The 25,629-nt window shown below is 71.0% G+C and carries 20 protein-coding genes; 1 reads left to right on the top strand and 19 read right to left on the bottom strand.

Annotated features, from left to right (window positions below; translation table 11 throughout):
* Positions 1 to 7: 7 nt before the first annotated feature.
* From ACWD3D_RS08645 to ACWD3D_RS08625, 5 genes are all read right to left on the bottom strand, one after another.
* Positions 8 to 1,594 (bottom strand): Na+/H+ antiporter, encoded by a 1,587-nt coding sequence (locus ACWD3D_RS08645; protein ID WP_451460171.1) that lies wholly within the window; start codon positions 1,592 to 1,594, stop codon positions 8 to 10.
* A 121-nt stretch (positions 1,595 to 1,715) separates the two neighbouring features.
* A complete protein-coding gene (locus tag ACWD3D_RS08640; protein WP_451460170.1) occupies positions 1,716 to 2,210 on the bottom strand; it encodes a GNAT family N-acetyltransferase in 495 nt (164 codons plus the stop codon).
* The gene (locus ACWD3D_RS08635; RefSeq protein WP_451460169.1) at positions 2,207 to 3,148 is read right to left on the bottom strand and encodes an RluA family pseudouridine synthase; all 942 of its coding nucleotides are present in this window, start codon (positions 3,146 to 3,148) and stop codon (positions 2,207 to 2,209) included. Before ACWD3D_RS08635 ends, ACWD3D_RS08640 begins: the two co-directional genes overlap by 4 nt.
* A 105-nt stretch (positions 3,149 to 3,253) precedes the next feature.
* Positions 3,254 to 3,961, bottom strand: coding sequence for a signal peptidase II (gene lspA / locus ACWD3D_RS08630; RefSeq protein ID WP_451460168.1), 708 nt, complete (start codon positions 3,959 to 3,961; stop codon positions 3,254 to 3,256).
* A gap of 116 nt (positions 3,962 to 4,077) precedes the next feature.
* A complete protein-coding gene (locus tag ACWD3D_RS08625; RefSeq protein ID WP_451460167.1) occupies positions 4,078 to 4,914 on the bottom strand; it encodes a TraR/DksA family transcriptional regulator in 837 nt (278 codons plus the stop codon).
* Between the two features lie 549 nt (positions 4,915 to 5,463).
* Here ACWD3D_RS08625 and ileS point away from each other — a divergent pair.
* Positions 5,464 to 8,607 carry an isoleucine--tRNA ligase gene (gene ileS, locus ACWD3D_RS08620; RefSeq protein WP_451460166.1) on the top strand — a complete coding sequence of 1,048 codons (3,144 nt, stop codon included), beginning with the start codon at positions 5,464 to 5,466 and terminating at the stop codon, positions 8,605 to 8,607.
* 388 nt (positions 8,608 to 8,995) lie between these two features.
* Here the strand turns inward: ileS and ACWD3D_RS08615 are convergent, their stop codons facing one another.
* From ACWD3D_RS08615 to ACWD3D_RS08550, 14 genes are all read right to left on the bottom strand, one after another.
* Positions 8,996 to 10,156 carry a DivIVA domain-containing protein gene (locus tag ACWD3D_RS08615; RefSeq protein ID WP_451460165.1) on the bottom strand — a complete coding sequence of 387 codons (1,161 nt, stop codon included), beginning with the start codon at positions 10,154 to 10,156 and terminating at the stop codon, positions 8,996 to 8,998.
* A 49-nt stretch (positions 10,157 to 10,205) separates the two neighbouring features.
* Positions 10,206 to 10,502 carry a YggT family protein gene (locus ACWD3D_RS08610; protein ID WP_328722201.1) on the bottom strand — a complete coding sequence of 99 codons (297 nt, stop codon included), beginning with the start codon at positions 10,500 to 10,502 and terminating at the stop codon, positions 10,206 to 10,208.
* A 68-nt stretch (positions 10,503 to 10,570) separates the two neighbouring features.
* Positions 10,571 to 11,188 carry a cell division protein SepF gene (locus ACWD3D_RS08605; protein WP_451460164.1) on the bottom strand — a complete coding sequence of 206 codons (618 nt, stop codon included), beginning with the start codon at positions 11,186 to 11,188 and terminating at the stop codon, positions 10,571 to 10,573.
* 126 nt (positions 11,189 to 11,314) lie between these two features.
* On the bottom strand, positions 11,315 to 12,037 hold the full coding sequence (locus tag ACWD3D_RS08600; RefSeq protein ID WP_451460163.1) for a YggS family pyridoxal phosphate-dependent enzyme: 723 nt from the start codon (positions 12,035 to 12,037) through the stop codon (positions 11,315 to 11,317).
* A complete protein-coding gene (gene pgeF, locus ACWD3D_RS08595; protein ID WP_451460162.1) occupies positions 12,034 to 12,846 on the bottom strand; it encodes a peptidoglycan editing factor PgeF in 813 nt (270 codons plus the stop codon). Before pgeF ends, ACWD3D_RS08600 begins: the two co-directional genes overlap by 4 nt.
* 14 nt (positions 12,847 to 12,860) lie before the next feature.
* Entirely contained in the window at positions 12,861 to 14,072 is a 1,212-nt protein-coding gene (ftsZ, locus tag ACWD3D_RS08590) for a cell division protein FtsZ (protein ID WP_451460161.1), read from the bottom strand.
* A 275-nt stretch (positions 14,073 to 14,347) separates the two neighbouring features.
* Positions 14,348 to 15,142 (bottom strand): cell division protein FtsQ/DivIB, encoded by a 795-nt coding sequence (locus ACWD3D_RS08585; RefSeq protein WP_451460160.1) that lies wholly within the window; start codon positions 15,140 to 15,142, stop codon positions 14,348 to 14,350.
* A 49-nt stretch (positions 15,143 to 15,191) separates the two neighbouring features.
* Positions 15,192 to 16,286, bottom strand: a complete 1,095-nt coding sequence (gene murG / locus ACWD3D_RS08580) for an undecaprenyldiphospho-muramoylpentapeptide beta-N-acetylglucosaminyltransferase (protein ID WP_451460159.1) — start codon at positions 16,284 to 16,286, stop codon at positions 15,192 to 15,194.
* Between the two features lie 6 nt (positions 16,287 to 16,292).
* Positions 16,293 to 17,777, bottom strand: a complete 1,485-nt coding sequence (gene ftsW, locus ACWD3D_RS08575; protein ID WP_451460158.1) for a putative lipid II flippase FtsW — start codon at positions 17,775 to 17,777, stop codon at positions 16,293 to 16,295.
* Between the two features lie 124 nt (positions 17,778 to 17,901).
* Entirely contained in the window at positions 17,902 to 19,362 is a 1,461-nt protein-coding gene (gene murD / locus ACWD3D_RS08570; protein ID WP_451460157.1) for a UDP-N-acetylmuramoyl-L-alanine--D-glutamate ligase, read from the bottom strand.
* The gene (gene mraY / locus ACWD3D_RS08565; RefSeq protein ID WP_266703376.1) at positions 19,344 to 20,414 is read right to left on the bottom strand and encodes a phospho-N-acetylmuramoyl-pentapeptide-transferase; all 1,071 of its coding nucleotides are present in this window, start codon (positions 20,412 to 20,414) and stop codon (positions 19,344 to 19,346) included. The genes murD and mraY overlap by 19 nt, the downstream gene beginning before the upstream one ends.
* Positions 20,411 to 21,820: a UDP-N-acetylmuramoyl-tripeptide--D-alanyl-D-alanine ligase gene (locus ACWD3D_RS08560; RefSeq protein ID WP_451460156.1), complete on the bottom strand. Its 1,410-nt coding sequence runs from the start codon at positions 21,818 to 21,820 to the stop codon at positions 20,411 to 20,413. The genes mraY and ACWD3D_RS08560 overlap by 4 nt, the downstream gene beginning before the upstream one ends.
* A gap of 4 nt (positions 21,821 to 21,824) precedes the next feature.
* Positions 21,825 to 23,564, bottom strand: coding sequence for a UDP-N-acetylmuramoyl-L-alanyl-D-glutamate--2,6-diaminopimelate ligase (locus ACWD3D_RS08555; protein WP_451460155.1), 1,740 nt, complete (start codon positions 23,562 to 23,564; stop codon positions 21,825 to 21,827).
* A 133-nt stretch (positions 23,565 to 23,697) separates the two neighbouring features.
* Positions 23,698 to 25,461 (bottom strand): peptidoglycan D,D-transpeptidase FtsI family protein, encoded by a 1,764-nt coding sequence (locus tag ACWD3D_RS08550; protein ID WP_451460154.1) that lies wholly within the window; start codon positions 25,459 to 25,461, stop codon positions 23,698 to 23,700.
* Positions 25,462 to 25,629: the final 168 nt, after the last annotated feature.

Genomic DNA, 25,629 nt, shown 5'->3' with positions numbered 1-25,629 from the left:
GCCCGGCTCAGCGCAGGCTGCGCACGTCCAGGAACCGCAGCACCCGGTCCACCACCTCGGGGTCGGAGCCGGCCTCGCTGCGGGCCGAGAGCACCTCGTGGCGGGCGGCCGACAGCAGCTCCCGCTGGATGCGGCTGACCTCCTTGAAGCGCTTCGCGCGCTGGGCGTAGGCGTCGCGCCGCTCCTCGTCCACCATGTCGGGGCTGATGCGCGCCCCGATGTCGTAGGCGGCGCGCTGGAGGCGCTCCAGCACCTCCTCGGGGAACTCCTCCACCTGCTGGATCTCCTTCAGCCGCACCCTGGCCGCCTTGGCGGCGCGGATCGCGAGGCGCTTCTCCAGCTCGCGTTCGGCGTCGGTGTCGGCCCGGACGCCGAGCCTGCGCACCAGCCAGGGCAGGGTGAGCCCCTGGAACACCAGGGTCGCCATGATGACCGCGAAGGCGATGAAGACGATCTCGTCGCGGCCCGGGAAGGGTTCGCCGTCGTCGGTCTTCAGCGGGACGGCGAGGGCCAGCGCGACGGACGCCACCCCGCGCATCCCCGCCCACCACATGACGACGGTCTCGCGCCAGCTGGTCGGGATCTCCTCGCTCACGTCGCGCCGGGTGTGCAGCCGCTTGGCGAGCCAGGTCGCCGGCAGCAGCCAGAGCAGCCGTACGCCGACGACCACCCCGACGATCGCGAGTCCCCAGCCCACCATCCGCCACTCCCGCCCGTCGGCGGTGCCGAAGACGTTGTGGAGTTCCAGCCCGATGAGCCCGAAGGCGATCCCGGTGACCAGGGTGTCGACGATGTCCCAGAAGGTGCGCCCGGTGAGCCGCCCCAGCACGTCGTCGGCGTCGGCGGTGTGTTCGGCGAGGAAGAGCGCGACGGTCAGGACGGCGAGGACGCCGGAGCCCATCAGCTCCTCGGACAGGACGTAGGCCACGAACGGTACGAGGAGGGTGAGGCCGACCTGGAGCGTGGCGTCCCCGAGGAGGCCCATCAGCTTGATGGTGAGCCAGCCGAGCGCGAGTCCGACCGCTATGGCGACCACGGCCGACAAAATCAGCAGTCCGAAGGCCGCGGGAAGCGAGAAGGTGCCGCTCACGGCCGCCGCGATGGCCACGTGGTAGAGCACGATCGCGGTCACGTCGTTGAAGAGACCCTCGCCCTCCAGGATGGAGACCAGCCGGCGGGGCAGCCCGAGCGAGCCGGCGACGGCGGTGGCGGCCACCGGGTCGGGCGGCGCGACGAGCGCGCCGAGCGCCACGGCGGCGGCGAGGGGCAGTCCGGGCACCACGGAGTCGGCGACGGCCGCGACCGCCGCCGTCGTCACGAAGACCAGGGCGACCGCGAGCAGGAAGATCGGCCGCTTGTTGGCCGCGAACTGCCGCCAGGAGGTGCGCTGCACGGAGGCGTAGAGCAGCGGCGGCAGCAGCGCGGGGAGAATGATCTCCGGCGGGATGTCGACATTGGGCACGAAGGGGAGGAAGGCCATCCCCACGCCGATCAGTGTCATCAGTACCGGGGCCGGCAGCCCCAGCCGCTCCCCCACCGGCACCGTGATCACCGCTCCCAGCAGGAGCAGCAGGAGCAGTGCCATCTGGTCCACGTGGAACGCCTTCCGCAGGATGCAGCGTTCCCGCCCGGCGTGCGGCCGGACGGGAGGTCCACCCTGTCACGCCGGGTCCGTGAGGTGCGATGACACCCCCTGCGCGGCGGACGAACGGAAGCTACTGCTCCGCGAGCGTGCGGCGCATGGCGCGGTGCGCTATCCCGGCGTCCTGGAACTCGGGGCCGTAGACCTCGTAGCCGAGGCGCTCGTAGAAGCCGAGGGCATGGGTCTGGGCGTGCAGGTCGACGGCGGCCAGGCCGAGCGCCCTCGCCTCGTCCTCGACGGCGCGGACCAGTGCGGCGCCGACACCGAGGCCGCGGGCCGACTCGGCCACGGCGAGCCGGCCCAGCGAGCCGACGGTGAGGTCGCCGCCGGTCTTCCCGGCCGCCGCCTCACCGTGCAGCAGCCGGCCGGTACCGAGCGCCGTGCCGTCCTCGGTGACCGCGATGACGTGCACGGTGCTGGCCTCGGGCCGGTCGTACGCGTCGTACTCCAGGTCCTCGGGCACTCCCTGCTCGCCGACGAAGACGTCCTTGCGGACCTGGAAGCAGGCCGCACGGTCCGCCTCGTCGCGGGTCCGCCGGGCGGTGTACGGGGTGGTGCCGGTGGTCATTCGCTCTCCGCGGCGATCGTGTCGAGGGCGTGCTGGAGGTCGGCGGGGTAGTCGCTGGCGAACTCGACCCAGCTGCCGTCCGAGGGGTGTTCGAAGCCGAGCCGGACGGCGTGCAGCCACTGCCGGGTCAGGCCGAGGCGCTTGGCCATGGTCGGGTCCGCGCCGTAGGTGAGGTCGCCGACGCAGGGGTGGCGGTGGGCGGACATGTGCACCCGGATCTGGTGCGTACGGCCCGTCTCCAGCTTGATGTCGAGCAGGCTGGCCGCGCGGTACGCCTCGATGAGGTCGTAGTGCGTCACGGAGGGCTTGCCCTCCTGGACCACGGCCCACTTGTAGTCGTGGTTCGGGTGGCGGCCGATGGGGGCGTCGATGGTGCCGCTCATCGGGTCCGGGTGGCCCTGCACCAGCGCGTGGTACTTCTTCTCCACGACGCGGTCGCGGAACTGAGCCTTGAGCAGGGTGTACGCCCGCTCCGACTTGGCCACCACCATCAGCCCGGAGGTGCCCACGTCGAGCCGGTGCACGATGCCCTGGCGCTCGGCGGCACCCGAGGTGGAGATGCGGTACCCGGCGGCGGCGAGGCCGCCGATGACGGTGGTGCCGGTCCAGCCGGGGCTGGGGTGGGCGGCGACGCCGACCGGCTTCACGATGACGACGATGTCGTCGTCGTCGTGCACGATCTCCATGCCCTCGACGGGCTCGGCGACGATCTGGACCGGAGGAGCTGCCTGCGGCATCTCGACCTCCATCCAGGCACCGCCCTGGACCCGGTCGGACTTCCCGGCCACCGAACCGTCCACCTGCACCTTTCCGGCGGCGGCCAGCTCGGCGGCCTTGGTGCGGGAGAACCCGAACATCCGGGAGATGGCGGCGTCGACGCGCTCGCCCTCCAGGCCGTCGGGCACGGGCAGGGTTCGGATCTCGGGGTGCGTACTCACCTGGTCGAGTATGCCTTGCGGCCACCGGTGCTGTGACCGGCGATCTTCCCCGGCCGTCGCCCGGCCCCGGTGGACGGCGGCCGGACGAAAGGCCGGAGTCCGGCCTCAGTCCTTGTGGACGGTGCCGTCCGGGTCCAGTCCCCGGAAGGAGAGGATCACGATGAGGATGCCTCCGCAGACGATCGCGGAGTCGGCCAGGTTGAAGACCGCGAAGTGCGCCGGTGAGATGAAGTCCACCACCGCGCCCTTGAAGACGCCCGGCGCGCGGAAGAGGCGGTCGGTGAGGTTGCCGAGCGCCCCGCCGAGCAGCAGGCCGAGGGCGATGGCCCAGGGCAGGCTGCGGAGCTTGCGGGCGAGCCGGACGATGACGACGATCACCGCCGTGGCGATGACCGTGAAGACCACCGTGAAGGCCTCGCCCATGGAGAACGCGGCGCCGGGGTTGCGCACCGCCTCCAGCTTCAGCCAGTCGCCGATGATCTCGACGGGGGCGTGGTGCTCCAGCTTCGCGACGACGAGCGTCTTGCTGATCAGGTCGAGGACGTACGCCACGACGGCCACGGTGAAGAGCGCGACGAGCCGCCGCCTGCCCTTGCCCGTGACGGCGGTGGAGCCGTCCGCCTCGTCGGCCGTGTCACCGTCGGCCGTGTCACCGTCGGCCGTGTCACCGTCGGCCGGTTCGCCGGCCGCCGTGCCACCGACCCCGGCACCGCCCGGGGCGGTGGCGTCGGCGGGCTTCAGGGGGCCGGTCTCCCCGGCCGCCGGGGCGTCGGGGGTCTCCGGCGTTTCGATGGTGCGCTCCGCCTCTGCCACGTGAATCCTCAACCTGGGTCGTGTCCGGTACCGCACCCCCGGCCGCCCGGTGGGGCGACCGGACACGGCCTGGTGCCGATTGAGGACGAGGGTACGACACGGAGCGCCCCGGACGGTCAGCCGCGTCTCTCCTGCTTCTGCTTGTCCTCCACGCAGAGGGTGGCCCGGGGGAACGCCTGCATGCGGGCCTTGCCGATGGGTTTGCCGCACACCTCGCAGAGGCCGTAGGTCCCGGCGTCCATGCGGGCCAGGGCGCGTTCGGTCTGCTCCAGGGTCTCCTGGGCGTGGGCGGCGAGCGAGAGTTCGTGCTCGCGGGTGATGTTCTTGGTGCCGGTGTCCGCCTCGTCGTCGCCGGCCCCGTCGCCGGAGTCGCGCATCAGCCCCGCGAGGGCCGCCCCGGAGGCTTCCAGCTCGGTGCGGAGCCGGGTGGCCTCGCCGGTGAGTTCCGCCCGCGCCTCGGCGACCTCCTCCGGCGTCCAGGGGTCCTCCCCCGGCCGGACGGCCAGCTCTCCGGGTGCGGTCGCCACGCGTGCCTGGGGCACCGCACTCGCGCTCGGTCCGCCGGACCCTGCCCCGGCCGCCCTGGCCGCGGTCTTCTTGGCTGCCACCGTCTGCTCTCCTGTCTGCTGGGCGGCGTCGGCCGCCTCCGTGGCCGCTGGTTCGGCCTTCTTCGCCGTGCTCGTGCGGGCCGCGCTCTTCTTCGCGGGGGCCTTCCCGGCGGTGGTCTTCCTGGCGGCGGTCTTCTTGGCAGCCCTCTTCCTGGCCGCCGTCTTCTTGGCAGCGGCCTTCTTGGCGGGCTTCTTCGCGCCCGCCTCCGGCTCCGCCGCGCCGTGACCGCTCCCGGCTTCCGCGCGGCTCGCGGTGTCCTCTCCGCTCCCGGCGTGCGTCCCGTCGTCCGCCGCGTCCGAGGATGCCGCTGACGACGTCCGTCCGACGGTCTTCTTCGCCACCATGGGCGCGACCCCTTCACCTAGGGTGATCCTGCTCGCGGATCGTGCTGGGACGATAAATCGACCCATGACCCGCGGCAACGGGGCACGCCGCCCTGCCACCCCTCCCCGCACCCGGACACGGCCCGCCTGCATCCGTTGTGCCCAGCTCCCCGCCGGGTATTCCGCCGCGCGGCGCGGCCGCAGGTTCCGCGGGCCCCCGACGCGCCATTCGGGTCAGTCGTGGGGCCGCGCGGGACCCCGCGCGAAACCGGTCGGACGCGCCGCCCCCGGGCCCGTACACTGGGCGCAGCGAGAGGCATGGATGGGACGAGTAGCGTCGTACGCAGCCCAGAGCGACCCGGGGTCGGTGGAAGCCCGGGGGCGAGCGCGTCGTGAAGATCACCCCGGAGCCGTCGGAAGAACGCCGCAAGCAGGCAAGTAGACCCGGCATCGCACCCCAATGAGGGGGCCAGGGCACGCGCCCGGGCCAAGGAGGGTGGTACCGCGGGAGCCCAGCGCTCTCGTCCCTCCGACGGAAGTGGGAAGACGTCCGCCGGAGGAAACCCGAACATGACATCGCCGCAGTACCGCCCGGTCCCCGCTCAGGTCGACCTGCCCGCGCTGGAGCACGACGTGCTCGACTTCTGGCGCGACGGCAAGGTCTTCGCCAAGAGCCTCGAACAGTCCGAGGGCCGCCCCGAGTGGGTCTTCTACGAGGGTCCGCCGACCGCCAACGGCATGCCCGGCGCCCACCACATCGAAGCCCGCGTCTTCAAGGACGTCTTTCCGCGCTTCCGCACGATGCAGGGCTACCACGTCGGCCGGAAGGCCGGCTGGGACTGCCACGGCCTGCCGGTCGAGCTCGCGGTCGAGAAGGAGCTGGGCTTCAACGGCAAGAAGGACATCGAGGCGTACGGCATCGCCGAGTTCAACGCCAAGTGCCGTGAGTCCGTGACCCGCCACACCGACGCCTTCTCCGACCTGACGACCCGCATGGGGTACTGGGTCGACATGGACGACGCGTACCGGACGATGGACCCGGAGTACGTCGACTCCGTCTGGTGGTCGCTGAAGAAGATCTTCGACAAGGACCTGCTGGTCCAGTCCCACCGCGTCGCCCCCTGGTGCCCGCGCTGCGGCACCGGCCTCTCCGACCACGAGCTGGCGCAGGGGTACGAGACGGTCGTCGACCCGTCGGTCTTCGTCCGCTTCCCTCTCACCTCCGGCCCGCTGGCCGGCCGGGCGTCGCTGCTGGTCTGGACGACCACCCCGTGGACGCTGGTCTCCAACACCGCCGTCGCCGCCCACCCCGAGGTCGAGTACGTCGTGGCGACGGACGGCGAGGAGCGTCTCGTCGTGGCGCGCCCGCTGGTGGAGAAGGCGCTCGGCGAGGGCTGGGAGCTCACCGGCGAGTCCTTCACCGGGCGCGAGATGGAGCGCTGGACCTACGAGCGCCCCTTCGACCTGGTCGAGTTCCCGGCCGAGGCGCACTACGTCGTCAACGCCGAGTACGTCACCACCGAGGACGGTACGGGTCTGGTCCACCAGTCCCCCGCGTTCGGCGCCGACGACCTCCTGGTCTGCAAGGCGTACGGTCTGCCGGTGGTCAACCCGGTGCGCCCGGACGGCACGTTCGAGGAGGATCTGCCGCTGGTCGGCGGGGTCTTCTTCAAGAAGGCCGACGAGACCCTCACCGAGGACCTGGCGGCCCGGGGCAAGCTCTTCCGCCACGTCCCGTACGAGCACAGCTACCCGCACTGCTGGCGCTGCCACACCGCGCTGCTCTACTACGCGCAGCCGTCCTGGTACATCCGCACCACGGCCGTCAAGGACCGTCTCCTCGCGGAGAACGAGAAGACCAACTGGTTCCCCGACTCGGTGAAGAACGGCCGCTTCGGCGACTGGCTGCACAACAACGTCGACTGGGCGCTCTCGCGCAACCGCTACTGGGGCACCCCGCTGCCGATCTGGCGCTGCGAGGACGGCCACCTCACCTGTGTCGGCTCGCGCGCCGAGCTGTCCGAGCTGACCGGCAGCGACCAGTCGGACCTCGACCCGCACCGCCCGTTCGTCGACGCGATCACGTTCACCTGCACCGAGGCGGACTGCCGGCTGGAGGCGTTCCGCGTCCCCGAGGTCATCGACGCCTGGTACGACTCGGGTTCGATGCCGTTCGCGCAGTGGGGCTACCCGTACAAGAACAAGGAAGTCTTCGAGAGCCGCTACCCGGCGCAGTTCATCTCGGAGGCCATCGACCAGACGCGTGGCTGGTTCTACACGCTGATGGCTGTCGGCACCCTGGTCTTCGACAAGTCCTCCTACGAGAACGTCGTCTGCCTCGGCCACATCCTCGCCGAGGACGGCCGGAAGATGTCCAAGCACCTGGGCAACACCCTGGACCCGATCCCGCTGATGGACCAGCACGGCGCCGACGCGGTGCGCTGGTTCATGGCGGCGGGCGGCTCCCCGTGGGCGGCCCGGCGCGTCGGGCACGGCACCATCCAGGAGGTCGTCCGCAAGACGCTCCTGACGTACTGGAACACGGTCGCCTTCCAGGCGCTGTACGCCCGTACGTCCGGCTGGGCGCCCTCGGCGGCCGACCCGGCGCCGGCGGACCGCACGGTCCTGGACCGCTGGCTGCTGAGCGAACTCAACGCCCTGGTGGGCGAGGTGACCACCGCGCTGGACGGCTTCGACACCCAGCGGGCGGGCAAGCTGCTCTCCTCGTTCGTCGACGACCTCTCCAACTGGTACGTCCGCCGCTCGCGCCGCCGCTTCTGGCAGGGCGACAGGGCGGCGCTGCGCACCCTGCACGAGGTCGTCGAGACGGTGACCCGGCTGATGGCCCCGCTGACCCCGTTCATCACCGAGCGGGTCTGGCAGGACCTGGTGGTCCCGGTGACGCCGGACGCCCCCGAGTCGGTGCACCTCTCCTCGTGGCCGGTGGCCGACGCCTCGGCGGTCGACCCCGAACTCTCCACGCGGATGGCGCTGGTGCGCCGGCTGGTGGAGCTCGGCCGGGCCACCCGCGCCGAGTCCGGGGTGAAGACCCGCCAGCCGCTGTCGCGCGCACTGGTCGCGGCGGCCGGTTTCGAGACGCTCTCCGCCGATCTGCACGCGCAGATCACCGAGGAGCTGAACGTCTCCTCGCTGGCCTCGCTCTCCGAGGTGGGCGGCTCGCTGGTCGACACCACGGCGAAGGCCAACTTCCGCGCGCTGGGCAAGCGTTTCGGCAAGGGCGTGCAGGCGGTCGCCAAGGCGGTCGCGAACGCCGACGCCGCCGCGCTGTCGCGGGCGCTGCGCGAGGGCACCGCGTCGGTCGAGGTGGACGGCGAGACGGTCTCGCTGACGCCGGACGAGGTCATCATCACGGAGACCCCGCGCGAGGGCTGGTCGGTCGCGTCCGATTCGGGCGCCACGGTCGCCCTGGACCTGGAGATCACCCCGGAGCTGCGCCGCGCGGGCCTCGCCCGTGACGCGATCCGGCTGATCCAGGAGGCCCGCAAGAACAGCGGCCTGGACGTGGCGGACCGGATCGCGGTGCGCTGGACGTCCGGCTCTGCCGCCACGGTGGAGGCGCTCACCGAACACGCCCCGCTGATCGCGGACGAGGTGCTCGCCCTGGACTACGCGCAGGGCGACGCGGACGACTCGTACGGCACCCCGTTCGAGGACGAGGGCCTGGACCTGGCCTTCCGACTCCGCAAGCACTGACCGGCCGCCCCTCGGCACCACGGGGCACCGTATCGACCGGAGGCCCGGCGGATCTTCCGCCGGGCCTCCGGCGTTCTCGGCCGCCAGGGGAGTCCCGGAGGACGTCGGTAATTTCGCGCCACTACAGGGTGATTCGTGTGCCTCTGAGTTGATTTATGCAACTCCGGGTCCCGCGACGGGCGTCGTAACCGGCCCGGGGCCGGCCACGCAACCGGCCCGCAACCCGCCCGCGACCGGCCCCGCCGAGCTTCGGTGGCCCCGACCGACTTCGGTTCACCGGCCGCCGCCGGAGGCACCCGTACACGCAAAAAAGGCCGGGCCCCGGGGAGATCCCCGGGGCCCGGCCCTCAGCCTGCCGACGGCTACGCGCTCAGAGAGCGCGAGCCGGTCAGTTGTCGTCCTCGTCGATGAGGAAGCCGCGCATCGGCGACGGAGCCTGCTGCATCGGCTGCGGCGCCTGCGGCCGTACCGGTGCCATCGGCTGCGTCATGGCGGGCGACATCTGCTGCTGCCCACCGAACGACGGTCCGGGACCCATGGACGGGTTGCCACCCATCGACGGGCCGCCGTGGTTGCCGGCGCCCATGCCGTGGCCCATCGCACCGGCACCGGCCGGGGCCAGCGAGGGCGACGGCGGCAGCGAGGCGGCCGCGGGGCTCCGCGGCGGAGCCAGCGAGTCGTCGGCCTGGGTCTCCAGCTGACGCAACTGGCTCTCCAGGTACGACTTCAGGCGGGTGCGGTACTCGCGCTCGAAGCCGCGCAGGTCCTCGACCTTGCGCTCCAGCGTCGCGCGGGCCGACTCCAGCGAGCCCATCGCCACGCGGTGCTTCTCCTGCGCGTCCCGCTCCAGCGCGTCGGCCTTCGCCCGGGCGTCCCGCTCCAGGCCCTCGGCGCGGCTGCGCGCCTCACCGACGATCTTGTTGGCCTCGGAACGGGCCTCCGCGATCGCCTGGTCGGCGGTCTGCTGCGCCAGCGAGAGGACACGGGCGGCACTGTCGCCGCCCGGGCCCTGCTGCTGCATCTGCTGCATGGGCTGCTGCATCTGCTGCATGGGCTGCATCTGCTGCTGCATCTGCTGCGGAGCGTGACCCATGGGGCCACCCATGGGACCGCCCATGGGGCCACCCTGCATCGGACCGCCCATGGGGCCGCCCTGCATCGGGCCGGGGCCCTGCTGGCCCTGCGGACCGGGGCCGTGCTGACCCTGCTGGGGGCCGTGGCCACTGGGACCGGCGGGCAGCTGCGGCGGACCCATCTGCGGGGGCTGCTGCTGGACCGGCGGACCCGATATGGCGGCGGGCACGGGAGCCCCGGGCCTCTCCTGCTGCTGCTCCGGAGGCTTGCGCATGGCCTGCTGCTGCTGGTTCTGCGCGGCGGCACGCGTCGCGGCGGCCAGCTTGGCGCGCAGATCCTCGTTCTCGCGCAGCAGTCGCGTCAGCTCGGACTCGACCTCGTCGAGGAAGGCATCGACCTCGTCCTCGTCATAGCCTTCTCGGAGGCGGACGGTCGTGAACTGCTTGTTCCGCACGTCCTCGGGGGTCAGCGGCATCTCTTCTTCACCTCTACGTAGTCGTCGGCAGTCGGCAAGACCGTATCGTTCACACGCTGCTCGCAAGCCACTTGAACAGCTCGATCAGGATGTAGACGATGATCATCAGAACGAAGAAGGACAGGTCGAGTGCCACGCCCCCGAGACGCAGCGGCGGGATCAACCGCCGCAGGAGCTTGAGTGGTGGATCGGTGACCGTGTAAGTGGCCTCGAGAACCACCACCATCGGCTTGCCCGGCTCCCATGAGCGCGCGAACTGGAAGACGTAGTCCATGACCAGCCGGAAGATCAGCACGATGAGGAAACACATCAGCGCGACGCTGACCACATCGAGTGCGACGCCCATGACCGCGTTCCCCTCCCCTGGCTCTCGTAGCTCCGGCCTCTCGGCCGGGTAGTTCCCGTGTCGCGTTCTCAGCTCTGGTTGAAGAACCCGCCCTCTGCAATACGAGCCTTGTCCTCCGCCGTGACATCGACGTTAGCAGGCGACAACAGGAACACCTTCTGCGTCACGCGCTCAATGCTGCCATGAAGTCCGAAGACGAGTCCCGCGGCAAAGTCGACAAGTCGCTTTGCATCCGTGTCGTCCATCTCCGTGAGATTCATGATCACCGGGGTGCCCTCACGGAAGTGTTCCCCGATGGTACGGGCCTCGTTGTAGGTCCGGGGGTGCAACGTGGTGATGCGGTACGGCTCCCGCTCGGAGACGACCTTGGGCATGATCACGGGTGCGTTCTTCTCCAGGTTGGGGCGTTCAGGTGTGATGGATGCCACGGGTGCGATCCGGGCGGGTCGCACGCCGCCCACGGGGAGCTGAACTGGCTCGCGCGGCGCGGGGGGTTGCACCACTCGTACCGGTTCGTCCCTTTCGCGCTCCCGCTCCACCTGATGCGCGGGCTGATGCATGCGCCGGTCCCGCTCGGGCTCCGGCTCGGGTTCGAATTCATCGTCGGGGTCGAACCCCGGACCGTCGTACCCATCGTCCTCCACGAGGCCGAGGTAGACCGCCATCTTGCGCATCGCGCCGGCCATGCTCCGAGTCCTCCGCTCTGTGGTGGATCGGCAATCGTCGCCAAGTGCCAGCGATCCACGGTGGTCTGCCCCGTATTGAGCGGGAATGACCATATTTTCTGCTGTGGTCCGACCTTCTTCGCGACGTTACCCGAGCCGGGGTCGGACTCCGAGTACCGCAGTACCGACGCGTACATGTGTCGCTCCGGCCGCCACGGCGTCCTCAAGGTCCGAACTCATCCCCGCGGAGACCATGTTCGCAGCCGGATGGTCCATGCGCAGCCGGGATGAGATTTCCATCAGCCGCTCGAAGGCGGCCCGTTGCCGTCCGGCGTACGGACCGGCGAGCGGCGCGACCGTCATCAGACCGTCGAGCCGGAGTCCGGGTGCCGCCGCCACCGCCGCGGCCAGCGCCTCCACGCCGTCGGGAGCGACTCCGCCCCGTTCGCCGCGCTCACCGTTCCCGGCGTCGAGGGCGACCTGGACCAGACAGCCGAGTTCGCTCTCCCGCTCCCCGGCCGCAGCCGTGGAGAGCGCGGAAACAAGCTTGATCCGGTCGATCGACTGCACGACGTCGGCATAACGCGTCACGGAACGAACCTTGTTGGTCTGAAGCTGACCGACAAAGTGCCAAGTGAGCGACAGATCCGAACAGTCCGCAGCCTTGGGGGCGGCGTCCTGGTCCCGGTTCTCGGCCACCTGACGCACACCGAGTCCGTGCAGAATCCGCACGTCGCTCGCGGGGTAGGTCTTGGTGACCACGATGAGGGTGACCTCGTCCCGCGACCGGCCGGCCGCGGCACAGGCGGAGGCGATACGTTCCTCCACCCGCGCCAGGTTGTCGGCGAGTTCCTTGCTGCGGTCCGTCATGCCGTGTCCTCGTCGTCCTGGTCCTGATCGACGGGCTCGTCCAGCCAGACGTATCCGGCGAGCCGTCCGGTGGTGCGGTCGCGCCGGTACGAGAAGTGGTCGTCCGACTCCCGCGTGCAGGACGGCGAACGCCGCACGTCGCGCACACCGAGGGCGTCGAGCTGGGAGTGGACCCCGGCGACGACGTCCACCGCCGGAGTGCCCCACCGGGTCTCCGCCCGGGCGGCGGGGACGGTCTCGGCGACCTCGTCCCGCATCGCGGCCGGGACCTCGTAGCAACCGCCGCAGACCGCCGGTCCGGTGCGGGCGACGATCCGGGAGGCTTCGGCGCCGAGGGCGAGCATCGCCTCCACGGTCGCGGGGACGACTCCGGCGACGAGACCGGGGCGGCCCGCGTGCGCCGCCGCGACGACCCCGGCGACCGGATCGGCCAGCAGGACCGGGACGCAGTCCGCGGTGAGCACGGCGAGCGGCAGCCCCCGACGGCTGGTCACCAGCGCGTCCACCGCGGGAATCTCGCGGCCCGGCCCCCAGGGTCCGTCGACCACCGCGACCTCACGGCCGTGCACCTGGTTCATCCAGACGACCCGCTCCGGGTCGAGCCCGAGGGTGCCGGCCGCACGTGCCCTGTTCGCGACCACGGCGGCGGGGTCGTCTCCGACCGCGCCGCCGAGGTTCAGCGACCCGTACGGGCCGGTGCTCACCCCGCCCCACCGGTCGGTGAAGGCGAAGTGCGCACCGGCGCCGCCGGACGGGTCCGCTGCGGGTACCGCTGTGAAAGCGGGACCCGCGGTGGCCGCGGGTCCCACGTGGTGCCGGTCTATCACTTCAGGAAGTCCGGTACGTCCAGCTCTTCGGCCTGGGTGTCCTGGTAGGGACGGGCCGTCGGAACGTGCGGCGGCGAGACCGGCGGCAGCGAGCCGTCGTTCGCGACCGGCACGGCCTCGACCGGGGCCGGGGCTTCCTCGCGGACCGGCACGGAACCGAGTCCGGCCGAGTGGCGGACCGGCTCGGGCCGCGCCGGCGGGGCGGGCTCCTCGCGCTTGGTGGCACCGGCGCCGATCACGTTCTCGCGGCGGGCCGGCGGCTGGCCGCCGTCGAAGCCCGCGGCGATCACGGTGACCCGCACCTCGTCGCCGAGCGCGTCGTCGATGACCGCGCCGAAGATGATGTTCGCCTCCGGGTGCGCCGCCTCGCTCACCAGCTGGGCGGCCTCGTTGATCTCGAAGAGACCGAGGTCGCTGCCGCCGGAGATGGAGAGCAGCACGCCGCGGGCGCCGTCGATGGACGCCTCCAGCAGGGGCGAGGAGATCGCCATCTCGGCCGCCGCGACCGCACGGTCGTCGCCGCGGGCCGAGCCGATGCCCATGAGCGCCGAACCCGCCTCGGACATGACCGACTTGACGTCGGCGAAGTCGAGGTTGATGAGGCCGGGGGTGGTGATGAGGTCGGTGATGCCCTGGACACCCGAGAGCAGCACCTGGTCGGCCGACTTGAACGCGTCGAGCACGCTCACCTGACGGTCCGAGATGGACAGCAGCCGGTCGTTGGGGATGACGATGAGGGTGTCGACCTCTTCGCGGAGTTCGGCGATGCCGTCCTCCGCCTGGTTCGCGCGCCGACGGCCCTCGAAGGTGAACGGGCGGGTGACCACACCGATCGTCAGGGCGCCCAGCGAACGGGCGATGTTGGCGACGACGGGTGCGCCGCCGGTGCCGGTGCCGCCGCCCTCTCCTGCGGTGACGAAGACCATGTCGGCCCCCTTGAGGACCTCCTCGATCTCTTCACGGTGGTCCTCTGCCGCCTTGCGACCGACTGCCGGGTTGGCCCCGGCGCCGAGTCCCCGGGTGAGTTCACGGCCGACGTCGAGCTTGACGTCGGCGTCGCTCATCAACAGGGCTTGTGCGTCCGTGTTGATCGCGATGAACTCGACGCCCTTGAGACCGACCTCGATCATTCGGTTGATGGCATTGACACCACCGCCGCCGACACCGATGACCTTGATGACTGCGAGGTAGTTCTGCGGTGCTGCCACGTCGAAGGCCTCTCGCCTCGATTTACGTGTCGTCGCTCTGCGGTGGCCCGCCGCGACGACGGATGTCGATGGGGACGGTCCGAACGCCGACCCAAACCCTAACGCTGAAGTTTAGGGTTACCAGTGTGTCTGCTTCTTGGACTCTTCCGAACAGGACACTAAGTCGACAAGTGGCGCACGTTCAACGAACACGCCGAACCTCCCGTTTTTCTTTTCACCCTATGTGATCACCCGTAGCGATGACCAACCAGGGTGCTGGTCAGGCCAAATACCCGTCAACTCTCCGAAGAAGCAGGAGCGGTGGGCGCACTGACGTCGAAGTGTCCCGCTTTGGGTGCCGCTTTCATCAGAGCGGTGAGGACTTTCGCCTTCACCGCGCCCTGTTCACCACTGCCCCAGATCACTTCCCGTCCCCCCGTCAGCTTCAGCGAGATCGAATCGTACGAGGTCACCCGCACCACCTCGGTGTCCCGCGCCACGACGGCGGGAAGGTCGCCGGCGACCCCGACCGCTTCCCGCAACAGACGGTCACCGCCGAATCGGCGCAGACTCGCGGAACGATCGGGCGACAATTCCAGCAGTGGAACCTTTTCAGGCGCTTTGTCCACGGTTGCGAACCGCACTCCCCCGGCGTCCACTTCGGTGAACTTTGCGCCCTTTTTCAGCAGAAGGACCGGCTTTCGCTCGGTCACCTCGATGTCGATTCCGTGCGGCCAGGAACGCGTGACGTCCACGGTGTCGATTCGGGGGAGCTTCCGCCGCAGCCGCTGCTCCAGGGAATCCGTGTCCACGGCGATCAGCGGCGAGCCGACCGGAGCCGACGCCGCCGCTTCCACCTCTGCCGGGGAGAGGACGCCGGTCCCGCTCACGCCGACCTGCTCCAGCCGGAGCCAGGAGGACCCCCACAGCGCCCAGGCGACGCCCCCCGCGAGCAGGGCGGCCCCGGCCGCGCCGAGGACCAGCGCCCTGCGTCGGGCGAACCCGCCCCTTCCGGGGCCGGCGTGCGGCGCGCGCGCCGGAGTGTCCGCCTGCTGTCCTGAACCGCGCTGGGCGGTCGTCGGTCCGGCCACGCTCGCTCCTTCGCCGGGCCCGGGGCGCACACCCCGGGCCCGCCCCGCCTCACGCCTGGCGGCGTGCGGCAATCGCCTCGTACACCATGCCGACGAGCAGGTCGTCGGCGTCGCGCCGGCCGAACTCCGCGGCAGCGCGCGACATTTCGTACAGTCGGTGCGGATCGGACAGTACCGGGAGGACGTTGGCCTGCACCCACTCGGGAGTGAGGGCGGCGTCGTCGACCAGCAGGCCGCCGCCGGCGTTGACCACCGGCTGGGCGTTGAGCCGCTGCTCGCCGTTGCCGATGGGCAGCGGGACGTACGCGGCGGGCAGCCCGACGGCCGAGAGTTCGGCCACGGTCATCGCGCCCGCACGGCAGAGCATCATGTCGGCCGCCGCGTACGCGAGGTCCATCCGGTCCACGTACGGTACCGGGATGTAGGGCGGCATACCGGGCATGTTGTCGATACGCGGCAATTCGTTCTTCGGGCCGACCACGTGCAGGATCTGGATGCCCGACCGCTGGAGCAGTGGCGCGACCCTCTGGACCACCTCGTTGAGGTGGCGGGCTCCCTGCGAACCGCCGGAGACCAGCAGGGTGGGCAGGTTGGGGTCGAGCCCGAAGGCGGCGCGCGCCTCCGGGCGCACCCGGGCCCGGTCCAGGGTGGCGATGGTGCGGCGCAGCGGGATGCCGATGTAGCGGGCGCCGCGCAGCTTGCTGTCGGGGGTGGAGACGGCGACGCCGTGGGCGTACCGGGAGCCGATCTTGTTGGCCAGACCGGGGCGCGCGTTGGCCTCGTGGACGACGATGGGCACTCCGGCGCGCTTGGCGGCGAGGTAGCCGGGGAGCGCGACGTAACCGCCGAAGCCGACCACGCAGTCGGCCTTGGTGCGCTCCAGGATCTGCTCGGCGGCCTTGATGGTGCCGCGCAGCCGGCCCGGGACGGTGATCAGTTCCGGTGTGGGCTTACGGGGCAGCGGTACGGCCGGGATGAGCGCCAGATCGTACCCCCGCTCGGGTACGAGCCTGGTCTCCAGGCCGCGTTCCGTTCCGAGGGCGGTGATGCCCACGGTCGGGTCCTGCCTCCGCAGGGCGTCTGCGAGGGCAAGCGCGGGCTCGATGTGGCCGGCGGTCCCCCCACCGGCGAGTACGACATGCACCGAAATTCACCGCTCTCCGGACGGACGCTTCTTGACGCGCCGTCTCATCGTCTTCCATCTCACCCCGGGCCTCCGCAGGGCCAGGGCCGCTTTCGCGCCGGTCTCGTCCCGCGCGAAGGCGATCATCAACCCGACCGCGAACATGGTCGGCAGCAGGGCCGACCCTCCGTAGGAGAACAGCGGGAGCGGGACTCCGGCGATCGGCAGCAGGCCGAGCACCGCACCGATGTTGATCACGGCTTGCGCGGTGATCCACGTCGTCACGCCTCCCGCTGCGTACCTCACGAAGGGGTCCTCCGTGCGTCCGGCCACGCGGATACCCGCATAGCCTAGAGCCGCGAAGAGAGCGAGCACCGACAGAGTGCCCGCCAGCCCCAGTTCCTCACCGGTGATGGCGAAGATGAAGTCGGTGTGGGGTTCGGGGAGTTGTCCCCATTTCTCCACGCTCGCACCGAGTCCCGATCCGAACCAGCCGCCGGACGCGAGGGCGTAGATTCCGTGCGCGGCCTGCCAGCAGCCGCCCGCGGCGTCGGGTTCGCTGACGCCCACGCAGGCGAGCCGGGACATACGGTTCGGGTTGGTCTTGATCAGCAGGACGGCGATGGCCCCGGCGAAACCGAGCACGCCGACGAAGAGCCGGGTGGGCGCTCCGGCGAGCCAGAGCAGGCCGAAGAGGATCGCGGTGAGGATGATCGCGGTGCCCATGTCGCCGCCGAGCATGATCAGGCCGAGCAGCATGAAGGCGACGGGGATCAGCGGTACCAGCATGTGTTTCCACTGGGTGAGCAGCCGCTTGTCCTGTTTGCGGGCGAGCAGGTCGGCGCCCCACAGCACGAGGGCCAGCTTGCCGAACTCGCTGGGCTGGAGCTGGAACGGTCCTCCGATGTACAGCCAGTTCTGGTTGCCGTTGACCGACATCCCTATGCCGGGGACCTGGACCAGGGCCATCAGGAAGACCGTGCCGAGCAGCATCGGGTAGGCGAGCGCGCGGTGCAGCTTGACCGGCATGCGCGCGGCCAGCAGCATCAGCCCGGCGCCGATGACGGCGGCCAGGAACTGCTTGCGGAAGAAGTACGTGCTCGGCTTGGCGAGTTCCAGCGCCTTGATCATCGAGGCGCTGTAGACCATCACGAGGCCCAGCACGGTGATCAGCAGGCTGGAGCCGAGGATGACGTAGTACGCGGTCAGGGGGCGGTCCCAGGCCCGCCGTGCCTGCTCGTAGCTCCGGCGTACCCCGCCGCCGCGCGGCCGGCGGGGCGTGGGGGCGGAGCGGCTCGGCGGGCGGGGCGGCCGGGGCCCGCGTCCGGAGCCGGTGGCGAGCCGTCCCCGCAGGGCCGTTCCGGCGTGCGTGGGCACCCCGGAGTCCGGTGAACCGGACGGGGCCGCCAGGGCGGCCCGGGGAGCCGACCGGGTACGGAAGGGGCCGGTCCGCGCCGCGTGTGCCTGCGCGCGGACCCGTCCCAGGGCATCGGGACCCTCATCGGCCGGCATAGTCGCTGTCCCCTCCGCTGATCGTGCCCGGGGCGGCGACAGCCCGGCGGCCCGACGCCCGGACCGTACCGTCCCCCGGGCACATGGTCTCCGGGGGGACGGTACGGCCCGGGGGCCGGTCCTGTCAGGCGCTGTCGTCGGCGAGTGCGCGGACCGCGTCCGCGAACGCCTCGCCCCGCTCGTTGTAGTTGGCGAACATGTCCATCGAGGCGCAGGCCGGGGCCAGCAGTACGGTGTCGCCCGGGCGGGCGAGCCGTGCGGCCTCGGCGACCGCCTCGGACATGGCCCCAGTGTCGGTCCGGTCCAGGTCGACGACGGGTACCTCGGGGGCGTGTCGCGTCAGGGCTTCGCGGATGAGGGCCCGGTCGCGGCCGATGAGGACCACGCCCCGCAGGCGCTTCGCGGCGCCGCTCACCAGTTCGTCGAAGGTCGCCCCCTTGGCGAGGCCGCCGGCGATCCACACGATGGGCTCGTAGGCGGCGAGGGAGGCTTCGGTGGCGTGGGTGTTGGTGGCCTTGGAGTCGTCCACGTAACGGACGCCGTCCACGTCCGCCACGTGCTCGATGCGGTGCGGGTCGGGGCGGAAGGCGCGCAGTCCGTCGCGGACCGCGGCGGGCTTCACGCCGAAGGCACGGGCCAGCGCGGCGGCGGCGAGCGCGTTGGCGATGTTGTGCGGGGCGGGCGGGTCGACGTCGGCGACCTCGGCGAGCTCCTGGGCCTGCTTCTGCCGGTTGGTGACGAAGGCCCGGTCCACGAGGATGCCGTCGACGACACCGAGCTGGGAGGGGCCGGGGGTGGAGAGGGTGAATCCGATGGCCCGGCAGCCCTCCTCCACGTCGGCCTCGCGCACCAGTTCTTCGGTGGCGGGGTCGGCCGCGTTGTAGACGCAGGCCACCGTGTTGCCCTCGTAGATCCGGCCCTTGTCGGCGGCGTACGCCTCCATGGAGCCGTGCCAGTCGAGGTGGTCCGGGGCCAGGTTGAGCACGGTCGCGGAGTGCGCGCGCACCGACGGCGCCCAGTGCAGCTGGTAGCTGGAGAGTTCGACGGCGAGCACGTCGTACGTCTCCTCGCCGAGCACGGCGTCCAGCAGGGAGACGCCGATGTTGCCGACGGCCGCGGTACGCAGCCCCGCGGCCTCCAGGATGGAGGCGAGCATCCGTACGGTCGTGGTCTTGCCGTTGGTGCCGGTCACCGCGAGCCAGGGGGCGGGTTCGCCGCCCTTGGCCCCCCGCAGTCGCCAGGCGAGTTCGACGTCGCCCCAGACGGGTACGCCGGCCTCGGCCGCGGCGAGGAAGAGCGGCTTGTCGGGCTTCCAGCCGGGGGCGGTCACGACCAGTTCGGTGGCCTCGGGCAGGGTGTCGCCGTCGCCGAGGCGCACGGTGATCCCCTCCGCCTCCAGACCGGCCGCCTGGGCGCGGGAGCGCTCGTCGTCGCCGTCGTTGACGACGGTGACCAGCGCCCCGAGTCCGTGCAGGGCCCGGGCGGCGGGAATCCCGCTGACCCCGAGTCCGGCGACCGTGACGCGCTTCCCCCGCCAGTCGGACCTGTCCGCCGAGTTGGTGGTGCTCACTTCTTGGCTGCCCATCCCGCGTAGAAGAGTCCGAGACCGACGATCACGCACATGCCCTGGATGATCCAGAACCGGACCACCACCAGGACTTCCGACCACCCCTTGAGTTCGAAGTGGTGCTGGAGCGGCGCCATCCGGAAGACCCGCTTGCCGGTCATCTTGAAGGAGCCGACCTGGATGACCACGGACATGGTGATCATCACGAAGAGACCGCCGAGGACGGCGATCAGGAACTCGGTGCGCGAGCAGATGGCGAGACCCGCGAGGGCGCCGCCGAGCGCGAGCGAACCGGTGTCACCCATGAAGATCTTGGCCGGCGAGGTGTTCCACCAGAGGAAGCCGAAGCAGGAACCCATCAGCGCGGAGGCGACGACCGCCAGGTCGAGTGGGTCGCGCACTTCGAAACAGGCGCTGGGGTTGGTGAGTTCCATCGCGTTGGCGCACGACTCCTGGAACTGCCAGAGGCCGATGAAGGTGTACGCGCCGAAGACCATCACCGACGCGCCGGTGGCCAGGCCGTCCAGACCGTCCGTCAGGTTCACGCCGTTGGACATGGCGAGAATCATGAAGAGGGCCCAGACGACGAACAGCACCGGTCCGATCGACCAGCCGAAGTCCTCGACGAACGAGAGCCGGGTGGACGCCGGGGTGTTGCCGTGGATGTCGGCGAACTGGAGCGAGAGCACCGCGAACGCGATGCCGACGATCAGCTGGCCGGCCATCTTCGCCTTGGCCCGCAGGCCGAGCGACCGCTGCTTGACGATCTTGATGTAGTCGTCCAGGAAGCCGACGAGCCCCATCCCCGCCATCAGGAAGAGCACGAGGACACCGGAGAACCGCATGTCCTCGCCGGTGATCACCTTCGCCAGGACGTACGCGATGATCGTCGCCAGGATGAAGGCGATGCCGCCCATCGTGGGCGTGCCCTTCTTGCTGCCGTGCGTGCGCGGGCCGTCGTCCCGGATGAACTGCCCGTACCCCTTGCGGGCCAGCAGTTTGATGAGCAACGGGGTTCCGACCAGGGTCAGGAAGAGCCCTATGGCCCCCGCGAAGAGGATCTGCCTCATCGGCCGGTGACCTCGCCTTCGGTCGAGTTCTCCAGCAGTGCCTGGGCAACCATCTCCAGGCCGACCGACCGGGACGCCTTCACCAGCACGACGTCTCCCGGGCGCAGTTCACTGCGCAACAGGTCGACGGCCGCCTGTGCGTCGGACACGTGCACCGACTCCTCACCCCACGAACCCTCGTTGTAAGCGCCCAGTTGCAGCCAGGAGGCTTCTCTTCCTCCGACCGCGACGAGCTTGCTGACGTTGAGCCGGACGGCAAGCCGTCCGACCGCGTCGTGCTCGGAGAGCGACTCGTCACCGAGCTCGGCCATCTGACCGAGCACCGCCCAGGTCCGCCGGCCCCTGCCCATGGCGGCCAGCGCACGGAGTGCGGCTCTCATGGATTCGGGGTTCGCGTTGTAGGCGTCGTTGACGACCGTCACACCGTCCGGACGCTCGGTGACCTCCATGCGCCAGCGGGAGAGGGTGCCCGCCTCGGAGAGCGCCTCGGCGATCTCGTGTACGGGCATGCCCAACTCATGGGCGACGGCGGCTGCGGCGAGCGCGTTCGACACGTGGTGCTCACCGTACAGGCGCATGGTCACCTCGCTGCACCCGGTGGGTGTGTGGAGGCTGAATGCGGGGTGTCCGTCCGCTGTGAGACGTACGTTCTCTCCCCGTACGTCCGCTTCGGGTGACTCTCCGAAGAGGAGGACCCTCGCTTTCGTGCGGGAGGACATGGCACGCACGAGCGGATCGTCGGCGTTGAGGACGGCCACCCCGTCCTCGGGAAGGGACTCGACCATCTCGCCCTTGGCCTGGGCGATCTGCTCCCGGCCGCCGAACTCGCCGATGTGGGCGGTGCCGACGTTGAGGACGAGGCCGATACGGGGCGGGACGAGTCCGGTGAGGTAGCGGATGTCGCCGATGTAGCGGGCGCCCATCTCCAGCACGAGGTGCTGGGTCTCCTCGGTGGCGCGGAGCGCAGTGACCGGCAGGCCGATCTCGTTGTTGAGGTTGCCCGCCGGGTAGATCGTCGGCCCCATCCGCTCCATGAGCTGGGCGATGAGGTCCTTGGTGGAGGTCTTGCCCGCCGAGCCGGTGAGGGCGACGACGGGCAGCCCGAGGCGGTCGACGACGACGTGACGGGCGAGGGCGCCGAGCGCCGCCACCACGTCGCCGACGACGATCGCGGGCACCCCGACGGGACGGGTGGCCAGCACCGCGACGGCTCCGGCCGCCACGGCGCCGTCGGCGTAGTCGTGGCCGTCGACCTGCTCACCGACGAACGCGGCGAACAGGCTGCCTCGCTCCACCTTCCGGGAGTCGATGACGACCGGGCCGTCGACGACGACCGAGGTGTCCGGTATGTCGTGCGGCTGCCCGCCGACGATTTCGGCGATCTCGGCGAGGGAAAGGGCGATCACTTGGTCATCCCTGACTGTTGTTCTCGTGGTGGGCTTCGTGGGCTTGCGAGTCGGTGACGCCGGTCGCGGCGCCGGCACGCCCCAGGGAGCGTTCGATGGCCGCGCGCAGGACCTGGCGGTCGTCGAAGGGGCGTACCACCCCGTGGACGTCCTGGCCCTGCTCGTGGCCCTTGCCGGCGACGAGGACGGTGTCGCCGGGAAGCGCGCGGGCGACGGCCGCCGCGACGGCCGCGGCGCGGTCCGCGTCGACCAGGACGTCACCTCGCTCGTGTGCGGGCACCTCGGCGGCGCCCGCGAGCATCGCGGAGAGAATCCCCAGCGGGTCCTCGGAGCGTGGGTTGTCGGAGGTCAGTACGGCGGTGTCGGCGAGGCGGGCCGCCGCCGCGCCCATCGGGCCCCGCTTGGTGGTGTCGCGGTCGCCGCCGCAGCCAAGCACGACGTGCACCCGGCCCTGGGTGACCTTGCGCAGCGACCGGAGCACCGATTCCACGGCGTCCGTCTTGTGCGCGTAGTCGACGACGGCGAGGTACGGCTGCCCCGCGTCGACCCGCTCCAGCCGGCCGGGGACTCCGGGTACGGCCCCGACGCCGTCGGCGGCGGTCTGCGGGTCGATCCCGGCGACGGCCAGCGTGACGATCGCGGCGAGGCTGTTGGCGACGTTGAACGGGCCGGGCAGCGGCGCCCGGGCGGTGATGCGCTCGCCCCCGGGGCCGACGACGGTGAAGGTGCTGTCCTGCGGGCCGACTTCGACGTCCTCGGCTCGCCAGTCGGCGTCGGGGTGGCCCTCGGCGGAGAAGGTGGTGACCGGGACACCGGCCTCGGTGACGAGCCTGCGGCCGTAGGAGTCGTCGTAGTTGACGACCCCTCGCCTGCTGCGCTCCGGGGTGAAGAGCTGGGCCTTGGCCTGGAAGTAGTCCTCCATGCCGGAGTGGAACTCCATGTGCTCCGGGCTGAGGTTGTTGAAGACGGCGACGTCGAAGACGCAGCCGTCGACCCGGCCCAGCACCAGCGCGTGGCTGGAGACCTCCATGGCGACGGCTTCTACGCCGCGTTCGCGCATGACCGCGAAGAGCGCCTGCAGGTCGGTTGCCTCGGGGGTGGTGCGCTCGGACTTGATCCGCTCGTCGCCGATGCGGGTCTCGACCGTGCCGATGAGCCCGGTGGAGCGGCCGGCGCCGCGCAGTCCGCCCTCGACGAGGTACGCGGTGGTGGTCTTGCCGGAGGTCCCGGTGATGCCGATCTGGAGCAGGCCGGCGCCGGGGCGGCCGTAGATCTCGGCGGCGAGGTCGCCCATGACGGCGCGCGGGTCCTGGGCGACCAGCACCGGGAGTCCGGTGGCGGCGGCGCGGCCGGCGCCCGCGGGGTCGGTGAGGATCGCGACGGCACCCAGTCCGGCCGCCTGGGCGGCGAAGTCGGCGCCGTGCAGCCTGGCACCCGGCAGAGCCGCGTACACGTCTCGGGGGCGGACCGCCCGGGAGTCGTGGGTGATGCCGGTGACCTCCACCGCCGTGGGCAGTTCGAGGCCCAGGCGGGCCGCCGGCTCGCCGAGGGGTGTCGGCCGGAGCCGTTCCGGTCGGGGCGCTCCCGGGTAGTTCACGGGCGCGTCCTTCTGGGTGATTCGGTACTGATCAGCGTGGGGCACGGCGGTGAGCGTACCGGGCTGACCCGGCCTCTCGCGAAGCGAGGGGCCAGGGTTTCGGAACTTCTCGTTCCGGTTCCCCGGATCGGGGGTGATGGTTGTCACTGGTGCTCCCCTGGGAACGTACGGGGCCGCGGCCGGGTCCGGCGCGCGGTGCGGCTCGCCCTCGGTGCGTGGCGGCCGGAACCTCTCCGTCCGCCCGGCGCGCGCCTCGGTCGTCCCGCGACCGCCTCCTGACTCAGTCGCCCGCCTGGAAGTAGACCGGCAGGCCGGGCGCCTTGGTGCCGCTCGGCTCGGTCTGGAGGGTCTTCAGCGCGAACTCCATGACCTTCTTGTAGATCGGCCCGCAGATCTGGCCGCCGAAATAGTCGCCCTTGGTGGGGTTCTGGATCGCGCAGTAGACGGTGATCTGCGGATCGTCGGCCGGCGCGAAGCCGGCGAAGGAGGCGGTGTAGCCGTCGTACACACCGCTGACCGGGTCCACCCGGTTGGCGGTACCAGTCTTGCCCGCCACCCGGTATCCGGGGATGCGTGCCTTGGTGCCGGTGCCCTCCTCGTCGCCGACGACGGACTCCAGCATGGTGGAGAGTTCCTTGGCCGTCTTCTCGCTGACCACCCGGGTCTCCTCGGGCTTCGCGGACTGCGTGTAACGGCCGTCGGCGCCCTTGGTGCCGCGTACGAGCGTGGGGGCGATCCGTACCCCGCCGTTGGCGATCGTCGAGTAGACCGAGGCGGCCTGGACGGCGTTGAGCGAGAGGCCCTGGCCGAACGGGATCGTGTACTGCTGGGAGGTCGACCAGTCCTGGGGCTTGGCCAGGATGCCCGGCGACTCGCCGGGGTAGCCGAGACCGGTGGGGCTGCCGATGCCGAACTTGCGGAGGTAGGAGTAGAGGACCTTGTTCGCCTCGGGCTGGGTCTTGCCGAGCTGACCGGTCGCCAGGATGGTGCCGATGTTGCTGGACTTGGCGAGGACGCCGTTGAGCGTGAGTTCCCAGGTCTTGTGGTCGATGTCGTCCTTGAAGAGCCGGTCCCCGCGGTGCAGCCGGTTGGGCACGGTGACGTGCGTGAGAGGAGTGGCGGCGCCCTCCTCCAGCACGGCGGCCATGGACATGACCTTGGCGGTGGAGCCGGGCTCGTAGACGTCCTGGAGGGCCGCGTTGCCCAGCGAGCCGGAGTTGACGGTGGAGAGGTCGTTCGGGTCGAAGCCGGGGGCGTTGGCCATGGCCAGCAGCTCGCCGGTCCTGGTGTTCTGCACGACGACGTAACCGCCGTCCGCCTTGGACGCCTCGACCTGCTCGGAGATGGCCCGCTGGGCGGCCCACTGGATGTCCCGGTCGATGGTCAGTTCGACGTCCGTGCCCTCGACGGCCGGGATCTCTTTGGCGCCGGCGGTCGGCACCCGGCGACCGCCGGACTGGGCGTACTTGATCTTCCCGTCCTGGCCGGAGAGCTCCTCGTTCAACTGGGACTCCAGACCCCCGCCGCCCTTGCCGTCGGCGTTGACGAATCCCAGTATCCCGGCGGCGAGGTCGCCGTTCGGATAGACGCGTTTGGTCGTCGGCTCCTGGAAGACGCCCGCCAGCGCGCCGGTGACCTTCCCGCCGTTCTCGGCCGCCTTGTCCGCGAGAACCGACTTCAGGTCCTTGATCTGCTTCCAGATCTGCGGGGTCTGGCGCCGGGCGAGCACCGTGTAGCGGCTCCCGGGCTTCGACAGCTGCGCGGTGAGCGTGGCCGCGTCCTTGCCGAGGATGGGGGCGAGCAGGGCCGCCGCCTGCTCCGGGGCGTCCCTCGTCCCGCTTTCGGCCGGGGTGAACATCTTCGGGTCGGCGGTGATGTCGTACGCGTCGACGCTGGTGGCGAGCGCGATCCCGTTGCGGTCGGTGATCTCGCCGCGTTCGGCGGCCACGGTGTATTCGAGGTAGCGGTTCTCCTTGGCCTTGGCCGAGTACGCGTGCGCGTCGACGGCCTGGACCTGGAGGAGCCGCGCCACGAACACCAGCATGACCAGGGTCAGTCCGAGGCTGACCAGGCGCAGCCGGGGGCGGGGGTTGCCCAGGCGCAGGGAGCGCGGTGCCGGGCGGCCGGGTGATCACTGGCACCCGACCGAGCCGAAACTCGTTGAGCAGCACCTGGCGCCGTTGCCGCGGGAGCGCGCTGTGAAGGAAGGACG

It is taken from the genome of Streptomyces sp. NPDC002690 (genome assembly GCF_053592415.1).
Note: the sequence above shows the minus strand (reverse complement) of the source record. Positions and strands in the feature narration are given on the sequence as shown.

Coding starts and splice junctions, on each gene's coding strand:
- ACWD3D_RS08640 (WP_451460170.1), bottom strand. CDS start 2,210: ATGACCACCGGCACCACCCCGTACACCGCCCGGCGGACCCGCGACGAG.
- ACWD3D_RS08625 (WP_451460167.1), bottom strand. CDS start 4,914: ATGGTGGCGAAGAAGACCGTCGGACGGACGTCGTCAGCGGCATCCTCG.
- ileS (WP_451460166.1), top strand. CDS start 5,464: ATGACATCGCCGCAGTACCGCCCGGTCCCCGCTCAGGTCGACCTGCCC.
- ACWD3D_RS08615 (WP_451460165.1), bottom strand. CDS start 10,156: ATGCCGCTGACCCCCGAGGACGTGCGGAACAAGCAGTTCACGACCGTC.
- ACWD3D_RS08610 (WP_328722201.1), bottom strand. CDS start 10,502: ATGGGCGTCGCACTCGATGTGGTCAGCGTCGCGCTGATGTGTTTCCTC.
- ACWD3D_RS08605 (WP_451460164.1), bottom strand. CDS start 11,188: ATGGCCGGCGCGATGCGCAAGATGGCGGTCTACCTCGGCCTCGTGGAG.
- ACWD3D_RS08600 (WP_451460163.1), bottom strand. CDS start 12,037: ATGACGGACCGCAGCAAGGAACTCGCCGACAACCTGGCGCGGGTGGAG.
- ftsW (WP_451460158.1), bottom strand. CDS start 17,777: ATGCCGGCCGATGAGGGTCCCGATGCCCTGGGACGGGTCCGCGCGCAG.
- murD (WP_451460157.1), bottom strand. CDS start 19,362: ATGGGCAGCCAAGAAGTGAGCACCACCAACTCGGCGGACAGGTCCGAC.
- mraY (WP_266703376.1), bottom strand. CDS start 20,414: ATGAGGCAGATCCTCTTCGCGGGGGCCATAGGGCTCTTCCTGACCCTG.
- ACWD3D_RS08550 (WP_451460154.1), bottom strand. CDS start 25,461: ATGCTGGTGTTCGTGGCGCGGCTCCTCCAGGTCCAGGCCGTCGACGCG.